Source organism: Streptomyces glomeratus (genome assembly GCF_021462825.1).
In the GTDB taxonomy this organism is placed as follows: Bacteria; Actinomycetota; Actinomycetes; order Streptomycetales; family Streptomycetaceae; genus Streptomyces; species Streptomyces glomeratus.
On sequence record NZ_JAKEEB010000001.1, the window covers coordinates 202,523 to 222,365 of the forward strand.

A 19,843-nucleotide genomic window follows, 5' to 3' on the forward strand; every position below is an offset into this window, starting at 1 on the left:
TTGAATCGCTGTCGACGTGTACTTTTGCGGGTCCAAACGGCCGGGCCGATTCATGGCCGCTCGCACATATTATTCTTCAACATGTCGTCATCATCTCTGATATGCGTGTTGGGTGACGGCGTCACGGGTTACCCCCTGTTACTCTGCGAGCCTCAGGAATCGTCCACAAACGATTGAACGCGCTAGCTGGCGGACAAGATTTCCCTCAGCCAAATGCTGGCGTATCCCGGTCGAGAGGATACGGACCATGCAAGATCTCCCTCGTCGCGGCCTGCTCAAGGCTTCGGCGGCCGCCGGCGCCGGCGCGGTCGTTGTCCCGGCCATTACGGAGGCAGAGGCCCCGTCCGCGAGTGCCGCGGGTAAAGGATCCGAGAGCGTGAAGTGCCCGCCGGCGAATCTGACCGGCCGCATCGTCCGCCCCGGTGACCCCGGGTATGTGAATGCGAGCCTCGGCTGGGATCAGCTCTTCTCTCACTACCCGCTGGTCATCGTCTTCGCCCAGAACACCCAGGACGTGGTCAACGCCGTCACGTGGGCGCGGCAGAACGATGTCGCGCTGCGGGTGCGAAGCGGTCGCCACGGCCTTGAGGGCTGGTCGAGCGTGGACAACGGCATCGTGATCGACGTCAGCGAGCTGAAGTCGGTCCACATCGGCAGCGGCTCCCGTACCGTGACAGTCGGCGCGGGGCTCAGCCAGTTGGAAGCAGTGACCACGCTCGCGAAGCAGGACCTCGCCGTGACGACGGGAACGGAGGGCACCGTAGGCCTGTCCGGCGCGACGCTCGGCGGCGGCTTCGGATTCCTCACCCGCTGGCTCGGCATGGCCTGCGACAGTCTGGTGGGGGCCGAGGTCGTCGTCGCGTCGGGTACCGAGTGCGCCGAGGTGATCAAGGCGGATCTCAGCAACAATCCGGACCTGCTCTGGGCGCTCCGTGGGGCGGGAAACGGCAATTTCGGGGTTGTCACGTCACTCACCTATGAAGTGACTCCACTCAAGAACGTCGCCTACGTGCAGGCGACATGGCAGGGCCTCGGGGACCTGCACGGGGTCTTCGAGGCATGGCAGCGCACGGCACCCTTCGCCGACGACCGCCTCGGCACCCAGCTCGAGATCCACCGGAACCAGATCCTGATGTTCGCGGTACTCGCGGAAGGGCCGGAGGCGAAGGCGAGGGAGTTGCTGGCCCCGATCCTGTCGGTCGGCAACCCCAAGGTCTCCGTGCAGGTCGGCAACTGGGGCGATGTCTATGCGGCATTCCAGGTCCCGAACCAGAAGGAGCCCGCGAACTGGAAGTTCTTCTCACAGTTCACCACCAAGCCGTTCCCCGAGAAAGCGATCAGCGTGATCGCCTCATTCATGCAGACCGCCCCCACGGACGACAGTAATTTCTTCACCCAGGCCTTCGGCGGCGCGGTCAGGAAGAGCCCCCGCGGCGGCACCGCGTTCCCGCATCGCGACGCGCTTTTCTACTCCGAGCCCGGCGTCGGCTGGGGGACTCGTGGAACACAACCGGACGTCCACGACCCACTCACCCCGGAGGCCCAGGCCTGGATCGCCAAGTTCAGCCAGGCGCTGCGGCCCTATGTGAACGGTGCCTACGCCAACGTGCCGAACGTCGGAATGCAGGGTTGGGAAACCGCCTACTGGGGCTCCAACTTCGACCGGCTGCGCGAGATCAAGAAAAAGTACGACCCCCACAACGTCTTCCAGTACGAGCAGAGCATCCCGCCGGCGTCAGCCTCGCATGAACCCACGTGACCCACATCAGACCGGAGGCACTCGTCGGCCCTGCCCGGGATGCCGACGCGGTTCCAAGCCGGGCCCCTGCCGGTCGACTTGGGGGACGGCTGTCCAGGCCACGATCTGTGACCCTGCCCGCTGCTGTGTACTGGGCGGCCTCCCGCGGCTACATCGCAGGCGCTGTGCTCGGCACCCAGGTCGGTCTGACGGTCGCCGCCTATGACGACTGGTCGGACGGCTCCGGTGGCCTTTTCATGGTCGGCGTGGGGATGGTGATGACGGGAAGCCTCCCCGCGACAGCTCCTGTCTCCGTCAGGCTGGGAGTTCACGACTCGCCGAGTCGGTCGGACCGCCTACGGCGTTGACGGCCTGCGGGGGCGCGGAGAGGGTCTCCAGTCGCCTCAGGCTGGCCCGACGTTGCACCAGGCTCAGCCCGGTGACCGCCGTGCCGAGCGCCAGCCAGCCCGCCGGACCGGCCGTCATGACCACACCGGTCAGCAGCAGTGGACCCACCGACCTCTGCACCGACTGGGACATGCCGGCCACTCCCAGGTAGGAAGCCCTGGCACGAGGCGGCGCCAGGCTGACCGCCAGTTCCCAGGAACTCACCGATCGTATGAGCTCCGCCAGGGTGACCAGTATCGCGGCCCCCAGCATGGCGAGTGAGGCCGACCAGGCCCCACCGCCGGTCGCGGTCCCCAGTACCAGGCAGCAGGCGGGCAGGGCCATGCCGTACCAGCCCACTGCCGCCGCCGCCCTGCGCCGGCCTTGGACCCGTGCAGAGATGCGAAGCTGAAGGACCACCACAAGCACGGTGTTGACCACCAGGAAGGCGGGGACGACCGCATGCGGCGCGCTGGTGTGGTGCACCAGCCACAGCGGCAGGCCGACGTTGAGAACCGAGTCGTCCAGGTTCATCGGGATGTCGAGCAGTACGAAGAGCAGGTAGCCGCGGTCCCGCCAAGGACTGGAGGCGTATGGCGGTCCGTCGGTGGCACCGCTGCCGTTCTGTGCCACGACCAGGCCGTGGCCGGCCGGCTCCCGGGTTCGCCAGACCAGTGCGGCGGCCAGTATGAAGGAGAGCGCGTTGGCCAGGATCAGCGCGCGGTAGGCGTTCGTGGTGCCCACACCGAGGCCGATCGCGGCGATGCCCGCGCCGACCGCGTATCCGGCGTTGGCGACGCTTCGGAACAGTGCCTGGTAGGTGGCTCGCTGTTCCCCCGCGACCCGGGTGGCGAAGAGCATCTCCAGCGTCTTGGCCGCTCGCTCTCCCAGGCAGGTGAGGGCGACCACGGGCAGCAGGGCGGCGAAGTTGTCGGCGACCGGCAGCAGGCCCATCGTTCCCAGCCGCAGCAGATGACAGCCGATCAGCAGGCCGCGCACTGTGAGCCGTTCGGCGGCGCGCCCCGCCAGCGGTGACCCGGCTATCCCGGCGACCGCCCCCACCCCCAGCAGCAGTCCGAGCTGTCGCGCGTCCAGCCGGCTCACGAAGGTGAAGTACAGCACGGACGCCGCGGCCCACACCCCCGTCCCGGCCCGGTCCACACACTGTGCGAGCAGCATGGTCCGAGCGTCCCGCCCGCCCGGCGGCCGCCGCAGCTGCGCTATCAGTCCATCCCCCGCCGATCGCATGAGCAGGCCCCCGTCCCACCGTCCGTATCAATCTCGACGTCAAGATACTTGATGTCGATAGACTTTGCAGTCGGTGGCGGTGGGGAAGCGAAGTGGCCGGGCTACGGCCGGGTGAGTGATCGGCGGATGCCGACGAGTGCCGTCATACGGTCCATGGATACGGCATGACCGGCCCGCCATTGCGCGGCCGGCCGGGTTACGGCCCGCCGGCGAGAGCCCGGCCGCGCCGCCCGGAACTGCTCCGGCGCCGGGGCGAAGTCCCCGCACGACGCGCGGAAGCCCGGCTTACGCTCTCTTCGAGGCGGCCGCGGCGCTCTGCGGTACCCGGCTGGGCGCCGGAGGCCGGATGCTGGGGGGACAACCCCGAGGCGGACGTCGAAGGAGGCCGTAAGGCCGGGCTGCGCACAGGCGTGGATGTTCAGCGGCCGTCGCCGGGCTGATTGCCCATCAAGGCAATGCGGGCGAAGACGGTCTGGCTCGCGTTCTCACGAACCGGCCGGGGACGTTCGAAGGAGATAAACCGTGTAGTTCCGCTGCGTCCCGTTGACGAGGATGTACCCGCGAGCATGTGTGTACGCCCCCGTGCCGCCGGTGATAGCCGTTTTCCATGGTGGCGGAGTCCCCTGGCGCGAGACGGAGAGAGTGTTCTGCCAGGTGACCTGCCCGTTGCGGAGGCTGTAAACCCCCGAGCACAGCTGAGTGGCCGGATTCGCCGCGGTGGGATTCAAGGGTCCGCCGACCTGGGTGCACGACGTGGCGGAGAAGCCGTACTTGCTCCCGTTGCGGAAAAGGTTCTCGGTGATGAAAACCTGACTGCCTACGCCGGTTGCGCGATCGCCGTTGTTGAGCCTCTTGTAGTGCGTCATCTTCCCGTGAAGATGGATCACTTCGTAGGTGTCCTGGACCGCTTCGTAGCGCTTCCCCTCTTTCTCATTGCCCCGAGGCTGGGAGCTCGAGGACGCAGAGGCAGGGCATCCGGCAGCTGTCAGTGCAAGCATCGAAGCTGCCACCAGACACCATTTTGAAATGGGCATAACGGTTTCCTTTCTGACGGCGATTGCTTGCTGCGATGCGAGCAGTATCACCGTATACGGGCCGGGACGGCACGCAAACGCAATCAGCGGGGGCGAACTCCTCGTGTCGTAGCGGGCTGGCGGCTCGGCGAGTGCTGCGGTATCACGCCGGAGCCGTGCGCCATCCAGAACCGCGAGCCGTTTCAGAGGGAGGTCATCTCGAATGCCGCCGAATCTGCGACACCCGCTTCCGGGACCAATGTCTGCAGGCATCGGTCGTCCTGGGGCGAGGGCTCCCCCGGTCGGCCGGCAGTGGGAACCGCTCGGGCGTGTGCAGTCGTTTGAAGTCGTCTTGCCGTCAAAGGAGTTGGTCGGGGCCCGACGGGTTGGCCATGGCCTGTCGGTGCCCGCTGTTTCCCGTCGTTCACCGGTGCACTGGGCACGTCACGGGCAGGCGGCTGCACTATTCCCAGCGGTCGGCAATCGGTAGCCGACAGTAACCAGGTCATCACTCTAACGGGTGGCATCGGATGGCGGTGCCGTCCACCTCGCTCCTAGCCTGGGCTCATGCGTTCGATTCACATAGAACGCACAAGCCACCCAAGGAGGTCAAACACCATGAGTCGCACCAAGCTCCTCGCCCTGGCCGCCGTCCCCGCACTGGCCCTCGGCCTGGCATCCCCTGCGCTGGCCGTGAATATGACCGACCCGAACCCCGTCGCAAGCAGTCCGGTCGAGCCGATAGCGGCCGGCCAGACCAAGATCGTCGTCGTCACCTGCCCTGCGGGCACCAGTGCTCTGAGCGGTGGCTGGAACGTGTCCTCCGCCACCATTGACGTGACGGGCAACCGTGCCATGAGCTCCACGCAGTGGCAGATCCAGTTCCAGAACGAGTCGCAGCAGCCCGGGAACGTGCAGGCCTTCGCCCGTTGCGCGGCCTGACGGCGAGTACTCGCCGAGGCGGACCGGCCCGTTCACCGCACCCCCAGGGGCGGTGAACGGGTAGGCCAAGCAGCCCAAGCGCCATATCCGGCTGACAGCGAAAGGCGAAGAGACCTTTCGGATGGATATGGAGGCTGGATTGGTCTGGACAGCACAAGACCCAGGTCGGGAATCCACCCCGAGCTGGGTCTTTTGCTGCTGAGCGGCGACGTGCGACGCTGAGCCCGTCGTGCCGGGGAACTACCCGTCGGAGCAGTGGTCGTATGCGGTCTTCACCGAGGGATAGGACGTGCTCAGCGCTATTCGACTACCCGGGGCGTCATCTGCACAGACGTATCCCCCTGGGCCTGAGGCGGGCTTGATCCGCAGCAGCACTTCGTAGGACGAAATGTGTATGTGGCGCGTGCCCCTTGCGGCTATGACTCCCAGACTGTCCTGCTCTGTGCACTCGTTGTCCGCATCGCCGGCACACCAGAAGACGTGCACGGCGTTGGACGTGTCATTCGTCAGGGTGATCGGGGCGACGTTCTCGGAGTCGGTCGGGTCCGGGTTGCAGCCGGCAAGGCAGAGGGCCGCCAGAGTCATGGGGATCGCGGTCACGCAACGAGCGACACGGCTGATCGGAAAGTCCACGGGCCCCTCGAAGGTCGATTTGAAGCCGCACCGTATCGCAAGACCGCCGGAAGGCACTGACCGGCTGACCGGGAAGGACCAGGCCGCATACAAGGACCAGGCCGCATACGCGGAGTGGAATTGCCGTGAGGCTTCCCCCGAGTCCCAACGGTTTCCGGCAGTCGGGATGTCGAGTCCAAGTAGCGGCTCTCCCGGGCGAGTCGGCGGTGCCCCAGGGTTGTCCGGCTTCAGGCACCTCCAGCGTGTTCGTGTAGACCTGAGCAGGTCAGAGCCATATCTCAGGCTCAACCGCTCGACGCCGCTGGGCGACGAGGGCAGCGATGTCGTCGTCGAGCTCACCGCCGCTGTAGGCGATCAGGTCGCGGTGGAGATGGGCGAGGAGCTGGTGGGGCGCCTCGCCGCTCCATGAGCGGACGCGTTCGGCGAGGGGGTAGAAGGCGCCGGAGCGGTCGCGGGTCTCAGTGACCCCGTCGGTGTACAGCAGGAGCTGGTCTCCGGGGTGGAAGGGGACGAGGTCGACGTAGTACCCGTCGCACACCAGCATGCCCAGGTTGAGCGGCGGCGAGGGAGCGGCGGGCTTCAGCTCCCGGACCTCGCCGCGGTGCAGCAGCAGCGGGGGCGGGTGGCCGCAGGTGACGGTCCGGACGACCGGTTCATCGTCCGGGACCTCGGCGAGCAGAGCGGTGATGAAACGTTCGGCGATCTCAGAGCCCGGGACCCCCGGGTACTGGGAAGCGTGGCGGCTCATGCTCGTCTCCAGGCGGCGCGCGAGGTGGGGCAGGTCGGGCGCGTCGTGGGCGGCCTCGCGAAAGGCGCTGAGCAGCGTCGCGGCCGTCTGGATCGCGAGCAGGCCCTTGCCGCGTACGTCGCCGATGAGCAGCCGTACGCCGTGCGGGGTGCGTATCGCCTCGTACAGGTCGCCGCCGATCCGGGCTTCCGCCGCGGCGGCCAGGTAAAGGCTGTCGAGCGTGACGTCCCCAAGGTGTCGCGGTACCGGATGCAGCACCGCCAGCTGGGCGGTCTCGGCCACCGAGCGGACCTGAACCAGCTGATGGGCACGTCGGTCGAGCAGGCGGTTGAAGAAGACGGCGAATGCCGCAATCGCCGTGAGGGTGGCCAGCTCGGAGTAGGCGGTCGCATCCCGCAGCGAATCGAAGTCCACCATCAGGCCGACAAAGGTGGTGCACGCGCCCACTCCGATGAGAACGGTCCCCCATAGGGGCAGCAGCGCGGCGGCGGAGACCATGGCCGTGGCGAGGAAGGCATCCGGCCGGACATCGCGGGGTGTGAAGAGGCCTACGAAGAGGCCGATGACCAGCAGCAGAGCGGGCAGCGCGAGCAGCAACCTGCTCCGCGCACCAGAGCGGCGCGTGACTCCGCGTTCCTCAGGAGACCTCGCCACCGTGCCGCTCCCCAAGGTCGCACAGGTCGAGCGGAAGCCCGGGTCAGGAAGCAGGCCACCGACTTGGGCAATTTTATCGCCGTTCGTCCGTGGCCTACGAACAACCCGTCGAGCGGTGGTGACGTGCCAGCGCGGCTGCCCAGAGAGGGCAAACGCACTGGTCGGAACCCCGAGTCCCGGTTGCGTCCCCGTTCGCTCCGGCGCGGGAGTGGTACGACACCCGGCCGCTTCACCAGGACTCGGCCTCCAGGAACAGCTTGATCACCTCCGCGCAGAACCAGACGATGAACCCGGCGGAGAACACCAGACACGCAAGCCACAGCCCCCACAGGACCCAGCGGACCTCTCGTCGTATGCGCATGAGCGGATCATCCCGCGTCGCGGTCCTGGCCGTGTCACTGGCCCGGTTCTCCCACCGCTCACGGAGTTCGATCAACGAGCCGTCACCGCACGCCCCGGTAGAGGGTGCCAGGGCACGGTGAGCTGGGGGGACCGGGGACGTGCGTCATCGTTGAGGTCAGGCGTTGTCGGTGTCAGGCGTCGATGTCAGGCAGGCCGAGGCACGATGGTCAGGCGTCGATGTCAGGCAGGCCGAGGCACGATGGCCACCGCTCGGTAGTCGTACCCGTCCTGTTTGAAGCCGGGGGCTTCCCATGCGAGGTCGACCTGCTGTCCGGGTGACAGGGTGCGGAAGCCGGTCGTCTGGATGTCCGAGAAGTGGCCGAAGCAGCCGCCGGGGGTCTCGGGGGAGTCGAGCACGCCCCACCCCTCCTCGTCGTTCCACTCACGGACAGTCGCAGTCACCATGTGCGGAAGCCTACGGTCTGTGCCTGCACCGGCACACCAGGCAACTCGGCTCCGTGACCTTGGTCCCGGTCAGGCACAGGTCCGGGGCTCGCCGGAGGCTCAGCCCTCTGTGCTCATGAGGAGCCTCAACGGTCGGACCCAGTGCGTGTCTGCAACTCCCGGGTGGCACCCATGACGTCGACTGAAATCCGAAACAACAAGGTCGCCAACGTCAGCATCACTCCTGCCGCTACGAAGCCACGCAGCGGCGCGCTGTCGGGGACACTTCCGGCCAGAGCCAGCACACACAACCCCACGTCGCTTAGCACGATCACAGCGACAGACATCGTGTAGACACGAACCCGGCCCTTGGTCCAGAAACGCACGCCATTCTCCGGATCCTCGCGGCGTAACCGGCGCCGCTGGCCGCCTATTCGCTCCAAGTGCCGGGATTCGAACACAAGCGCCAGTAATAACACCGGCAGCACTTGCGCCACCGTCGCGTAAAAGTCGCGTCGCATGCTTGCACTCCCGGGGTGTCCCTCAGACGAGCCGATCACCTGAAGCAGGGACCGGATCCTACCGACTTGACCGTCTGAAGAACTGCCACTTCCTCACTTCGACGCGCTGAGCCAGGTGCACATGAACAGTTGGTCCGCGGGGCGGGTGGTGCTCCGCGACACGTTCGCCCGACTGCCGCTGATGCGCACGATGGCGGCGGTGGAACGTCTGACGAAGGCCAAGGGGCGCGCGGCGTTGCCGGAGTATGCCCGGGCCGAGATCGCGTAGGTGCCGCGGGCACGCCGGTGGGCGTCGGCACCCGCACACACAGGGTGCCGACGTGCACCACCCCGCGTTCGGGGGGCGGTTCGCCCCGCCACCTTCACCCCGTGGCACTTGTCCGCGGCACCGCCCCGCGCCGAGCGCTCGCAGCACCGCACCGCCGGTTGCCCTTCCGGTAAGGCGGGCCGTACCCGGCGGGCCGGACCTGGCGGGAGCGCGCCCCGCCTGGTCCGGCGTCGCCACCGCCAAGCCGTCGCCGCCGTCCGGCCAGTGCCGCCGTCCGGCCAGTGCCGCCGTCAGGCCATCACCGGTGCGGGCCTGCGCGACGGGGTGATCCGGTTGCGGATCCAGGCACCGGCCGCCGCGGCCGGCCAGAACCGGGAGGCCGCGTTGCGCGCCACGACTCCGGCGCGGGTCGCGGGGACCATGAGCGCGGCGGCCGTCGTGACGTTCCCCTGCCGAGGATCGACCAGGGTCCGGTGCCTGGCCTCATAGCGGGCGAAGGCCGCGTGCGCGTCGGCGGGGGCCGCGGCCAGCTCCTCGGCGAGGGTGTGGGCGCCTGCCATGGCCAGCGTGGAGCCGTCGCCGAACAGCGACACCGACGAGGCGGCGTCGCCCAGCAGCGTGACACGCCCGTTCGTCCAGGACTCGAGCCGCACCTGGCTGACCGAGTCGAACCAGAAGTCCTCGGCGACCCGGGCCTGCTCCAGCAGTTCGGGCACGCGCCAGCCGTCGTCGGCGTAGGAGTCGGTAAGGATCCCCCTGTGCTGGGCGAGGTCGCGGTGGTCGAAGCCGGCCACCTCCGGGTGCCGGAAGATGAAGGCCGCCAGGGCTCGTCCGTGGACGGGGTGGATGGAGGCCATCCGGCCGGGGGCGTTGTGGATGACGACTTCCCGCATGGTGTCGGCCGGGCCGTCCAGCGGCAGCGTCGCGACGTACAGGCCCATGTGCCGGACGTACTCGGACTCGGGCCCGAAGGCCAGTCGGCGGGTCGTCGAGTGGAGGCCGTCGGCTCCGATGACGAGGTCGAACCGGCGGGGCGCGGCCTTTTCGAAGGTGACCTGCACGCCGTCACCGTCCTGGCGAAGCGCGGTCATGGTGTCGCCGAACAGGAATTCGGCGGAGTCCCGGCTCGCCTCGTACAGGATCGCCGCCAGATCGGTGCGTGTCACCTCCACCTCGCGGCTGTCGGACGCCCGCTGCAGGGCGCGCATGTTGACCCGGCCGACCTGGCGGCCGGAGCCGTTGACGAAGCTCAGAGCCGTCACCTGGGTGGCGGCCTCGCGCAGCCGCGGCATCACGCCCATGCGCTCGGCCACCTCCACGGCCGGGCCGCGCACGTCGACCGGGTTGCCGCTGGAACGCAGACCCGCCGAGCGCTCGACGACGGTGGGCCGGAATCCGTGTCGCGCCAGCCAGTACGCCAGCGTCGTACCGGCGATCCCGGCTCCGGAGATCAGGACCGTCTGGTGGTTCGTGGCCTTGGCGTTCATCGCTCGCTCCCGTCGTAGGGGGATGTCCGTCCGCTGCTCGCTCTCCTCTCCGACTATATGACCAATTTCGAAAATTGGTCAACGGTCATAGGGGGCTGTTGACCAAATCTCGCATCTGGTCACATGATGGCCGCATGAGTGGGAACCCCGGACGACTCCGCGCCCCGCAGCAGCGCGCCGAACGCGCCACGCGGATCCTTGATACGGCCGCAGAGCTGCTGCTCCGCCACGGCTACCGGCGAGTGACCATCGACGACGTGGCCGCCGGAGCGGGGATCGGCAAGGGCACCGTCTATCTGCACTGGAAGAACAGGGAACAGCTGTTCGGCGCGGTTTTCGCGCGGGAGGTGCTGCAGGCGCTGGACGAACTGCGGCAGGCCCTGCGCCATGACCCGCGCGCGTGCCTGCCGCACCGCTTCGCGCGTGCCTACTTCCTGGCCATCACGAACCGCCCGTTGCTGCGCGGGTTCCTCCTGGACGACCCCGACCTGCTCGGCAAACTGACCAGCTCACCCGACACCGCCCGCGACACTCGGCACAGCGCGATGGCGCACGGGTACTTCGCACTGCTCGCCGAGCACGGCCTGCTCCGCGACGACATGCACGTCGATGAGATCGCCTACGCCTATCAGGCGACGTTCGAGGGCTTCCTGCGGGCCGAAGGCTCCACAGACGCGGATGGCCCGGATCGGCGCGCGGACCTGCTCGCGCGGACCGTCCAACGCGCGTTCGAGAGCGGGTCCGCGGCCTCAGACGCCACGCTGCGAGACCTCGCCTCCGCCACCGTCGCCCTGCTCGGCGACCTGATCGACGCCGATCGCGCCGAGTCCGGCCTCCCCGAGGAAGCCTGAGCGGCGCTTACCCCCGGGTCTCGCCCTCGCCTGCGCTGGGCGGACCCTCAGCCTGGCACGGAGTGGAGTCCGCTTGGGCGCCCGGAGACAGGGCAGCAGGATAGGGCCGCCCGCCCTTGCGGCTGCGAAGCAAGTGCCCAAGCCCGGGGCGCCGACGTCCCAACCGGCGAACGCCCTCCAGGCGAGCGGCGCGCGAGCCTGGGCCGCCTGACTGCCGCCGCCATCGCCGAGACCGGCCGCCGCTGGCCGGCCCGGTGAGACCGGATGCAGGGGCGTCGAGAAAGTGCACCGGAGGGCGACACCGGCGCCGCCGGCCCCATCTGTCCCACACCCGACGAGGACCAGAACGCCAGCCAGAAGCGCACGGAGATTCCTCCCGCGACGTTCATGCCCTGGACATCCGCGACGACCTGCGCGGATGCCGCCCAGTGCGATCGTGGGCCCCGGATCGCCGAGGGCGCTCGAAAGCGCACGGGCGCGGGATCCACGTCGGTCCGGCACCGGCTCCGAAAATGCTTGAGCGATGGCGAGGATCCGATGAACCCGAGCGACGTCGACCCTACCGAACGGACCGCCGCCGAACATGAAGCCGTTACCGAGGCCGGGATCAGGCCGCTGCTCGACACCCCCCAGACGGCCGCGGCGGGGGTGGCGATGTGGATCTTCGTCGTCGGCCCGCCGATCTCCTTGATTGCCGTGGTGCCGTTCGTGTGGGGATGGGGCCTGTCCGCCCTCGACGTCGGTATGGCGGCGGTCGCCTACCTTGTGTCCGGCTTCGGGCTCACGGTCGGTTATCACCGCCTTTTCACGCACCGCTCGTTCAAGGCCCGGCGAGGCCTGCGGATCGCCCTGGCCGTCGCGGGTTCGCTGGGGGTCGAGGGCTCGCCGGTCCAGTGGGTGGCGAACCACCGGCGCCACCACGCCTTCGCCGACCGAGAGGGCGACCCCCACTCGCCCTGGCGCTACGGGACCGACACCCGCGCGCTGCTCAAGGGGCTTCTGCACGCGCATATCGGTTGGATGCTGAAGCGTGAGCTGAGCAACCGTGCCAGGTTCGCGCCCGACATCGCCGCCGATCCCGATCTGCGGCTCATCGGTCGACTCTTCGGGCCACTGGCCGCCGTCTCGCTCCTGGCCCCGGCGCTGGTCGGCGGGTTGGTCACCGGCACCTGGGCCGGTGCGCTGACCGGGTTCTTCTGGGCCGGCGTGATCCGGATGGCGCTGCTGCACCATGTCACCTGGTCGGTAAACTCGATCTGCCACGTCGCGGGCAGGCGCCCCTTCGCCAGCCGGGACAGGGCCACCAACTTCTGGCCGCTCGCACTGCTGTCCTTCGGTGAGAGCTGGCACAACTCACATCACGCCGATCCCACGGGCGCGCGCCACGGCGTGCTGCCGGGCCAGCTCGACCCGGCGGCCCGCCTCATCTGGGTGTTCGAGAAGCTTCGCTGGGTGCACGACGTGCGCTGGCCGAGCTCGGACCGCGTCAGTGCTCGACTCCTCCCCAAAACCGGTGCCCCGCACCAGTCCACGGGCTGACGCCGCTCGAACAGCGCTTCGCCACGGGAACCGCCGGATAAGGGGCTGCCGTTGTGGGTGCTGTACTCGGTTGCCGTACGGCTTCGACGGCACTGCAAACCGTCGCTTCTCCCGGCCGTCCCCACGGTCCTTGCCACGCAGCCGCGCTCGAACGGCGCCGCCGCATCCTGGGCACACGCTCGAACGACGCCTGCCAAGACTGTGGTGGCCTACAGCGTGCCCTTGACCAACACCCGCGCCCTGCTGGAGCACCTGCGCACCCAGGACCGCTGGCTGATCATCCTGGGTACTCCGCCGACGGCACCCGGCTGATCGACACCTACGGTCCCGCCCACAACGCGGTGGCCGCAGGGTCGTACCAGGTGATCCGCAGCCACACCCACTCGACCTACGACGAGGGCGCGCCCAACGGCGACAAGGATGTGGACGGGCAGCCGTACAACCTGGTGACGACCGAGACGGAGACCGCGAGCGTCGGCTCGGACGTCCCCGGCAGCTCGGACGTGGACGCCCGCACCTCCCAGAACCTGTACACCATCGGCACCGACACGCTCGGATGGACACTGCACACTCCGCTGCGGAGCGTCACGGATCCCGGCACCGGAAAGCTCAACATCACCAAGTCCGCGGTCTACAACGAGGATGCCAACCTCTACGACGGTCAACCGCTCCTGACCGAATCCCGCATGCCGAGCAACACCGGTGGTGGAGGCTCCGGCACCTTCAAGACCGTCTATTACACCGCCGGCACGAACAGCGTCGACTCCGACTGCGGCAACGAGCCCGCGTGGACCGACCTCGCGTGCAAGACCAAGCCCGCGGTGCAGCCTGGAACAAGTGGACTGCCTGGACTGGCGGTCACGACGTACACCTACCGCGCCTGGTGCACGGAGGTCGGCGAGCTCATCCGGGAGCTGACCGATCCGTGACTGCTTGGTCAACGAGGTCGTCGCCTTTGACCCGCCGTTCACCGGCCAGACTTCACCCGGCCTCGAGAGCAACCCCACGCAGTCCAGAACGCCAGTGGTCGGCCTGCCAATCCGGGCAACTAAACCCTGTGAGTGGTGTGAGCTGACTGCGCCACGGGCTGTGACCGACGGTGGGGCGGCGGAATCGTCTCGTTGTGCAGGTGCCGGGTCTACGGCTCGGGAGTGGGATGACGTTGGGAGGAAGGGCCTATCCTCCCTGGTCTCCTCACTCATGTTGGTCAGGAAGTAACTTCTTCGTCCTTCAGCACGCTGATATGGGCAGAGTCGTCCAGTGCCGTCCCCCAGACGCCGTTGCGACACACCGCTATGCTTCACCCATTTCGTCTACTGCCTTCACGACCTCTTCACCACTGAGGGAGCTGCGCCGTATGACCCTCCAAGGCAGTCTGCCTTCCACGGACCGCGCTCGGCTGGAGAGGCTGCTGGCCTCATGGCGGGACTCTCTCATCGATCTGAGCTTCCGTAATCGGCTGCTCAACTACCAGCGCCGTGCCTCGTCCGCGGGCATGGATTTGGTCGAGCCCGGTTTGTCCACCGTGCTGGAAGGGCTTTCCCGCGGTTGCGCCTTCTCTGCTGTACGCGGCGAGGGATCCGAGGACGAGAGCGTGTCGTCGGGCGGACTGGTACCGCCCGCGAGAGGGGTCCCTGCCGTTTCCACCGCTGGCGCCAGGCCGATTGACACCCCTGCATCCCGGGCAGGAGTCGGTAGCAACCGCCCCGCTGTCACGCTCACCACGTCCAAGACCACGCAGGCTGAGCAGGACCGGCATTTGCGCCGCCTCGCCCTGGTCGCGCGGGAGAAGTACAACGACTACGGCCTGTGGGTTCTTCATCTTGGTGTGGGCTTTCTCGACTGGACGCCGGCCGCGTCCGCGGAGAAGAGCTTCAGTTCGCCGTTGGTGATGGTGCCGGTCGTGCTGGAACGGCGACGCGGGGACTCGTACGTTTTGAAAGTCAATACGGATGAGGAGCTGGCTCTCAACCCCGCTCTCGCAATCAAGATGAGCGAGTTGGGCGTTGACTGGCCACGCGTCGAGCAGGTGGAACAGCGTGACCTTCCCGCCCTGATCGCGCAGGTCCGGCGTGCGGTAGCGGGTATGCGCGGCTGGAAGGTCACCAGCCGGGTGGTGCTGGACACGTTCAACTCAAGTAAGGAGGTTATGTATCGGGACCTCCTCGACAACGCCGACCGCGTGCAGGCCAGCGCCCTCGTGCGTGCGATTGGGCTCGGCGCGGACTCTGGCATCAGCCCTGGGACCTTTGCCTTCGAACCGGCTGACACTGATCTCATCGACGAGATCCAGCCGCCGGAGAAAGCACCGCTTGTGCTCGACGCGGACTCTTCCCAACGGCAGTGCGTCGCTGCTGCGGTCGCTGGCCGCAGTTTCGTGATGGACGGGCCGCCAGGCACCGGAAAGAGCCAGACGATCACGAACATGATCGCGGGCCTGCTGGAACAGGGCCGTACCGTACTGTTCGTCAGCGAGAAGGCAGCCGCCCTGGACGTGGTTCGCAACCGTCTGAGCGATGTCGGTCTCGACGACTACGTCTTGGCGTTGCACAGCAACAACACGGGCCGGAAGCAGGTAGCCCTGGAACTCAGCCAGGCGTTACAAGCGCCTCGCCGTGCCTTGTCGGGCGGTGCCCGGGCGGACCTTCAGCGTGCTCGCCAACTGCGCCAGGAACTCTCCGGGTACGCGGCCGCGATGAACGAGTCCCGGCCTGGGCTCGGTAGGAGCCTGCACGACGTCCTGGGCAGGATCTCAGTGCTTGACAGTTCTCATCCACTGCCCGCGGACCCGGCCTTCGACGCGGCGGGGCTCACGGCAGAGAAACTCGACCAGGCCACTGCGGCAGCCCGCCAGGTCAGCAGGTCCTGGCGCCCGGCATTGGAAGGCACGGCATTCACCTGGTATGGGCTGACAGACGCTGGTAACCCGCTGCAGGCGCTTGACCTCGCCACCGAAGCCCTCAACGAGCTCGATACGCGGCTGTTGCCGCACACTGCTCTCCTTGCCGAACTCAATTGGCAAGCAGTCCGCGACACCCACCGGCTGACGTCACTGCTGCAGGTCGCTGGCGCTCGGCCGATACTGCCGCTCTCCTGGCTGACCGCTCATCACGGCGGCCTGACCACGGCGGTGACAGACTTCCGACGCCGTCTGGACGAGATCGTCGAAGCCGGACGGTCGGCAGAAGAGGCCCTCGGCGCGGCATGGGAGCGGTTGCCGGCCGAAGCGGATCCCACGCCGAGTGCGGAGGAGATCGCTCTGTCGGCTGTGCTGCCGCCAGCTATGGATATCAGTGTGCTCACTGCTGACGCCGCCCGAGAGCTTGGTGACCGCCTTGAGACGGACGCCGCGGCACTCGACGAAGCATTCCAGTCTCTGTCGGCCGTTGCTGCGATGTACGGCCTGCCCGCCCCCGAGTCCTGCGACGACGCCCTTCGCTTGGGGCACCTCGCCGTTCTTGCTGGACACTCCGACGACGCCAAACCGCTGCCAGCATGGCTTACTCGTGACGGCGCGGCCGAGGCCAGGACCGCCGCACAGGCCCTGCGTGGAGCGGTGAGGCGGCTGGGTGAGACTCGGAGGAAAGCAGAAGAGGTCTTTACCGACCGGGTGCTGCAGGAAGACTCTCTCGAAGAGGTCGCGCACCGGTTCGCCACCGTGCACCGGTCCATCGCTGGAAGGCTGTCCGCACGATGCCGTGCCGACCGGCAGTTGGTCAGGTCGCTACTCCCTGACGGCGGTAAATGCACCAAAGCCGTTGTGGCCACGCTTCCGGCCGCGGTGACTTGGCAGCAGGCGGCACGGGCACTGAACGCTGAGGCCAGTCGCCATGCGTCTGTGCTCGGCCCACACTGGCGGGGCGAGGACACCGACTTCGACGGCCTGGACTCCCTCATCGCAAGAGCCGAGGACATCCTCAGGCTCGCACCCCGAGTGATGAACCAGGATGCGCTGGCGCGCGAGGTGGCTTCCGGAGGGCAGCCGCGCCTTGCCGCGAGGAACACCGCAGAACGGGCGGCCGCCCGGCTGGCCGAGTGGCGGGATTCGCTGGTGCTTCCACCTGCGCCTGGCCCCTCGTACGAATTGGAGTCGGGAAGCCTCAGAGCTGCGGCGCAATGGAGTCGCGCGCATGTTGCACCTCTGCGAGCGGCTGAGCGGCTGATACGTGTCGTGGAGAAGACCGCCGTCGCGAGCGGAGGAGCGGTCGGGGCACCGGGTACCTGGACTCTCTCCGCGGCACGCGCCGGTGTGCATGCCGTACGGGCAGCGCGTGCTGCCCAGGTGGATTTCGAGTCCAAGGCGGAAGACGACCGGGCACTGCTCGGTGACCTCTACGCGGGCCGCGGCACGAGCGTGTCTGACCTGACCGCTGCTCTTGCTTGGATCACCACCCTGCGTGAGGCGTGTGGACTTCAGAGCACGGCGCGACTGAGTGCGTCCACCGCTGAGATCCTCTACCACGCGGAGGGTGATTCCGAGCTGGAAGCCGCTGACGGCGCATGGTCGCGGGCCACAGAGGCATTGGCGGACCTATTTCGTCCCGAGCGTGCGGAGCAGCTCCGTGAGTCGTTCTCCCGCGGCCAGGATGCGGCTTTGAAGGTGCTCGCGATCCTGGACGGTGATCGGGGCGGCCCTGATGAGTGGCGTGCTTACGACAAGGGCCGCAGGGCTCTTGACGACCTGGGCCTGGGCGATCTGGTGGACCGGGCGGTGCGCCGCGGGGTTGCTCCGACTGACTTCCCGACGCTGGTCGAACGTGCGGCTCTCCGCGCCTGGGCTGATCTTCAGTTGTCCGGTGATCCACGGATGGCAACTCCCCGATCAGCGGATCGCGATGACTTGGTGGCCGGCTTCCGCGAGCTGGACGCGAGACTGGCCAACCACGCGCGTGCGCGCGTCATCCAGACCTGTGACGCTCGACGCCCGCGAACGATGGACGCTCCGGGTGCGGCGTTGCTCAGGCGAGAGGGCGAGAAGAAGAGTCGGCACAAGCCCGTGCGAGAGCTCTTGGAGGCCGCTAGGGAGACGGTACCGCTGATCAAGCCCTGCTTCGTGATGAGCCCGCTTACAGTCAGCCGATTCCTGCCGCCCGACCTCGTCTTCGACGTGGTGATCTTCGATGAGGCATCACAGGTGCTGCCGCAGGACGCCATCAACTGTGTCTACCGTGGGAGGGCGCTGATCGTAGCCGGCGACCAGAAGCAGCTCCCACCGACCGAATTCTTCTCCACCACAGGCGATGACGAGGAGGACGGCGAGGACGAGGAGTCACCGGATCAGTTCCGTTCCGTGCTGGATCTGTGCAAGGCAAGCGGGCTGCTGGCGAGTTTGTCGCTGCGCTGGCACTACCGCAGTCGTCATGAGGACCTGATTGCTTTCAGCAACCGGGAGTTCTACGACGAGTCGATGACCACCTTCCCGGGGGCTCACGCCGAGGGTCCGGATGTCGGGGTCGCCTACTACCGCGCCACGGAGGGTGTCTACCGTTCCGGGGCAGCCGCTCGGAACAACCCTGGGGAGGCAGAGGAGGTGGCCCGCCGGGTGATCCACCACTTCAGTACGCGCAAGGGCAGATCGCTGGGCGTGGTCGCGCTGTCCCAGTCACAGGCCGTCGCGATCCAGGACGCCGTGGACGCGGCACGCCGGAGTCGGCCCGACCTCGACGAATGCTTCTCCGAGGACCGGCTGAACGGGTTCTTCGTCAAGAATCTGGAGAGTGTGCAGGGCGACGAACGGGACGTCGTGATCCTTTCCGTCGGGTACGGCCGTGACGCCCATGGCAAGTTCTCGAAGAACTTCGGCCCCATGAACAAGGCGGATGGTTGGCGCCGTTTGAACGTCGCCGTGACCCGTGCACGCTACCGCGTGGAGGTCGTGGCCTCGTTCGACCCGGGTGAGGTGGGGAACACCGGCAGCAAGAGTTTCCGGCACTTCCACCGCTACCTGCGGTACGCACAGAGCGGCCCGTCAGTGTTGTCCCAAGAAACGGCGGACCCGGACGCTCAGCCGGAGAGCCCGTTCGAGGAATCTGTACTGGCGGTGCTGCGCGGCTGGGGCTATGACGTTCAGCCTCAGGTCGGAGTCGCCGGCTATCGGATCGACCTGGGCGTCCGGCACCCGCACCGGCCGGGGTTGTACGCACTGGGGGTGGAGTGCGATGGCGCCATGTACCACTCCTCGAAGGCAGCCCGTGACCGCGACCGGCTGCGCGAAGAAGTGCTGCGGGGACTTGGCTGGGAGCTGCACCGGATCTGGGGCACCGACTGGTACCGCGACCGGTCCGGTGCGGAAGCCCGACTGCGCACCGCCGTCGAACGCGCGGTAGCCCTCGTGGGTGCCAGTCCCAGCCCGGGTGCGGTTGAGGGGAACGCGGCGAGACCGGAAGCGTCGTTGTCACAAGCCGAGCCACGCGGCGGGCATGCGCGGCGGCCCCCCGGGGGTCAGGGTCAGGAAGCCGGAACCCGGACTGCTCCGGCTTCCGCTCCCACCGCGCGGCAGCGCAAAACCGCGACGACTCTGCGGCTTGGCGAGTCCCCTTCTGCCACCACCTACCCGGTCACAGCGTTGGCCAGGGCATCCTGGCACCGTGTCGAGAATGAGCTGTCCCAGGTACGCGAGTACCTGCGGCAGCCAGAACCCCTTGATACGGCCACCGATTACCGGGTGCGCGCCGACAACCGGCGCAAATGGGAAAAGCGGCGAGAACAGCTTGCGGAGCGTGCCACCTTCCTGGAGAGCTTCCTCAGGGCAACCCGTGCCACCCCTCGCCCAACCGGGGGAGAGACGGTCGCCCCTGGTCGCTTGGTCGGCCTGACCTTCGACGGCTCGGCAGTCGTCGAAGAGTACGAAATCACCTCTCAGAACCCGGTGGCGGAGGAGGGCCAGGCGCTCAGCCCGTTCACGCCGCTCGCAACTGCCTTGCTGTGGCGCGAGGTCGGCCACCCGGTGGAGTACAAGGACGGCTCAGGTAAGCGCCGCACCGCCCACATCCGACACGTTCGCGACTGAACAGAACCGTAGTCATCGA

The 19,843-nt window shown here is 67.8% G+C and carries 14 protein-coding genes; 7 read left to right on the forward strand and 7 right to left on the reverse strand.

Annotation, left to right across the window (positions count from 1 at the left end; translation table 11 throughout):
• The first annotated feature begins 436 nt into the window (after positions 1–436).
• Entirely contained in the window at positions 437–1,759 is a 1,323-nt protein-coding gene (locus LZ604_RS00920; protein ID WP_234511401.1) for an FAD-binding oxidoreductase, read from the forward strand.
• A 294-nt stretch (positions 1,760–2,053) separates the two neighbouring features.
• Here LZ604_RS00920 and LZ604_RS00930 read toward each other — a convergent pair whose 3' ends face one another.
• Both LZ604_RS00930 and LZ604_RS00935 read right to left on the reverse strand, forming a co-directional pair.
• Positions 2,054–3,304: an MFS transporter gene (locus tag LZ604_RS00930; protein WP_234511403.1), complete on the reverse strand. Its 1,251-nt coding sequence runs from the start codon at positions 3,302–3,304 to the stop codon at positions 2,054–2,056.
• Between the two features lie 554 nt (positions 3,305–3,858).
• Entirely contained in the window at positions 3,859–4,659 is an 801-nt protein-coding gene (locus LZ604_RS00935; RefSeq protein WP_234511405.1) for a hypothetical protein, read from the reverse strand.
• 345 nt (positions 4,660–5,004) lie between these two features.
• Here LZ604_RS00935 and LZ604_RS00940 point away from each other — a divergent pair, with 345 nt between their 5' ends.
• Positions 5,005–5,328 (forward strand): hypothetical protein, encoded by a 324-nt coding sequence (locus LZ604_RS00940; protein ID WP_234511407.1) that lies wholly within the window; start codon positions 5,005–5,007, stop codon positions 5,326–5,328.
• Positions 5,329–6,226: 898 nt separating this feature from the next.
• On the opposite strand, the gene LZ604_RS00945 is transcribed toward LZ604_RS00940, so the two are convergent.
• The 4 genes from LZ604_RS00945 to LZ604_RS00955 form a co-directional block, all read right to left on the reverse strand.
• Positions 6,227–7,306 (reverse strand): PP2C family protein-serine/threonine phosphatase, encoded by a 1,080-nt coding sequence (locus LZ604_RS00945; protein ID WP_234511409.1) that lies wholly within the window; start codon positions 7,304–7,306, stop codon positions 6,227–6,229.
• Between the two features lie 286 nt (positions 7,307–7,592).
• Positions 7,593–7,724, reverse strand: coding sequence for a hypothetical protein (locus LZ604_RS35635; RefSeq protein ID WP_267970786.1), 132 nt, complete (start codon positions 7,722–7,724; stop codon positions 7,593–7,595).
• Positions 7,725–7,945: 221 nt separating this feature from the next.
• Positions 7,946–8,170, reverse strand: coding sequence for a cold-shock protein (locus LZ604_RS00950; RefSeq protein ID WP_234511411.1), 225 nt, complete (start codon positions 8,168–8,170; stop codon positions 7,946–7,948).
• Positions 8,171–8,295: 125 nt separating this feature from the next.
• Complete coding sequence (locus LZ604_RS00955) at positions 8,296–8,670, reverse strand: hypothetical protein (RefSeq protein WP_234511414.1); 375 nt, start codon at positions 8,668–8,670, stop codon at positions 8,296–8,298.
• Between the two features lie 121 nt (positions 8,671–8,791).
• Here LZ604_RS00955 and LZ604_RS00960 point away from each other — a divergent pair, with 121 nt between their 5' ends.
• Positions 8,792–8,938, forward strand: coding sequence for a hypothetical protein (locus LZ604_RS00960; protein WP_234511416.1), 147 nt, complete (start codon positions 8,792–8,794; stop codon positions 8,936–8,938).
• Positions 8,939–9,228: 290 nt separating this feature from the next.
• Here the strand turns inward: LZ604_RS00960 and LZ604_RS00965 are convergent, their stop codons facing one another.
• Complete coding sequence (locus tag LZ604_RS00965) at positions 9,229–10,425, reverse strand: FAD-dependent monooxygenase (RefSeq protein ID WP_234511418.1); 1,197 nt, start codon at positions 10,423–10,425, stop codon at positions 9,229–9,231.
• A 134-nt stretch (positions 10,426–10,559) separates the two neighbouring features.
• On the opposite strand from LZ604_RS00965, the gene LZ604_RS00970 reads away from it, so the two are divergent.
• The 4 genes from LZ604_RS00970 (at position 10,560) to LZ604_RS00985 (ending at position 19,824) form a co-directional block, all read left to right on the forward strand.
• Positions 10,560–11,276, forward strand: coding sequence for a TetR/AcrR family transcriptional regulator (locus LZ604_RS00970; RefSeq protein ID WP_234511420.1), 717 nt, complete (start codon positions 10,560–10,562; stop codon positions 11,274–11,276).
• A gap of 537 nt (positions 11,277–11,813) precedes the next feature.
• A complete protein-coding gene (locus LZ604_RS00975) occupies positions 11,814–12,815 on the forward strand; it encodes an acyl-CoA desaturase (RefSeq protein WP_234511423.1) in 1,002 nt (333 codons plus the stop codon).
• Positions 12,816–13,177: 362 nt separating this feature from the next.
• Positions 13,178–13,744 (forward strand): hypothetical protein, encoded by a 567-nt coding sequence (locus LZ604_RS00980; protein WP_234511426.1) that lies wholly within the window; start codon positions 13,178–13,180, stop codon positions 13,742–13,744.
• A gap of 428 nt (positions 13,745–14,172) precedes the next feature.
• Positions 14,173–19,824, forward strand: coding sequence for a PDDEXK-like endonuclease domain-containing protein (locus LZ604_RS00985; protein ID WP_234511428.1), 5,652 nt, complete (start codon positions 14,173–14,175; stop codon positions 19,822–19,824).
• Positions 19,825–19,843 lie beyond the last annotated feature (19 nt).

What these genes read in the sequence shown, in the direction of transcription:
- LZ604_RS00965 (WP_234511418.1), bottom strand. Translation starts at nt 10,425, where the DNA reads ATGAACGCCAAGGCCACGAACCACCAGACGGTCCTGATCTCCGGAGCC.
- LZ604_RS35635 (WP_267970786.1), bottom strand. Translation starts at nt 7,724, where the DNA reads ATGCGCATACGACGAGAGGTCCGCTGGGTCCTGTGGGGGCTGTGGCTT.
- LZ604_RS00960 (WP_234511416.1), top strand. Translation starts at nt 8,792, where the DNA reads ATGAACAGTTGGTCCGCGGGGCGGGTGGTGCTCCGCGACACGTTCGCC.
- LZ604_RS00950 (WP_234511411.1), bottom strand. Translation starts at nt 8,170, where the DNA reads ATGGTGACTGCGACTGTCCGTGAGTGGAACGACGAGGAGGGGTGGGGC.
- LZ604_RS00970 (WP_234511420.1), top strand. Translation starts at nt 10,560, where the DNA reads ATGAGTGGGAACCCCGGACGACTCCGCGCCCCGCAGCAGCGCGCCGAA.
- LZ604_RS00940 (WP_234511407.1), top strand. Translation starts at nt 5,005, where the DNA reads ATGAGTCGCACCAAGCTCCTCGCCCTGGCCGCCGTCCCCGCACTGGCC.
- LZ604_RS00985 (WP_234511428.1), top strand. Translation starts at nt 14,173, where the DNA reads ATGACCCTCCAAGGCAGTCTGCCTTCCACGGACCGCGCTCGGCTGGAG.
- LZ604_RS00975 (WP_234511423.1), top strand. Translation starts at nt 11,814, where the DNA reads ATGAACCCGAGCGACGTCGACCCTACCGAACGGACCGCCGCCGAACAT.
- LZ604_RS00955 (WP_234511414.1), bottom strand. Translation starts at nt 8,670, where the DNA reads ATGCGACGCGACTTTTACGCGACGGTGGCGCAAGTGCTGCCGGTGTTA.
- LZ604_RS00930 (WP_234511403.1), bottom strand. Translation starts at nt 3,304, where the DNA reads ATGCTGCTCGCACAGTGTGTGGACCGGGCCGGGACGGGGGTGTGGGCC.
- LZ604_RS00935 (WP_234511405.1), bottom strand. Translation starts at nt 4,659, where the DNA reads ATGCCTGCAGACATTGGTCCCGGAAGCGGGTGTCGCAGATTCGGCGGC.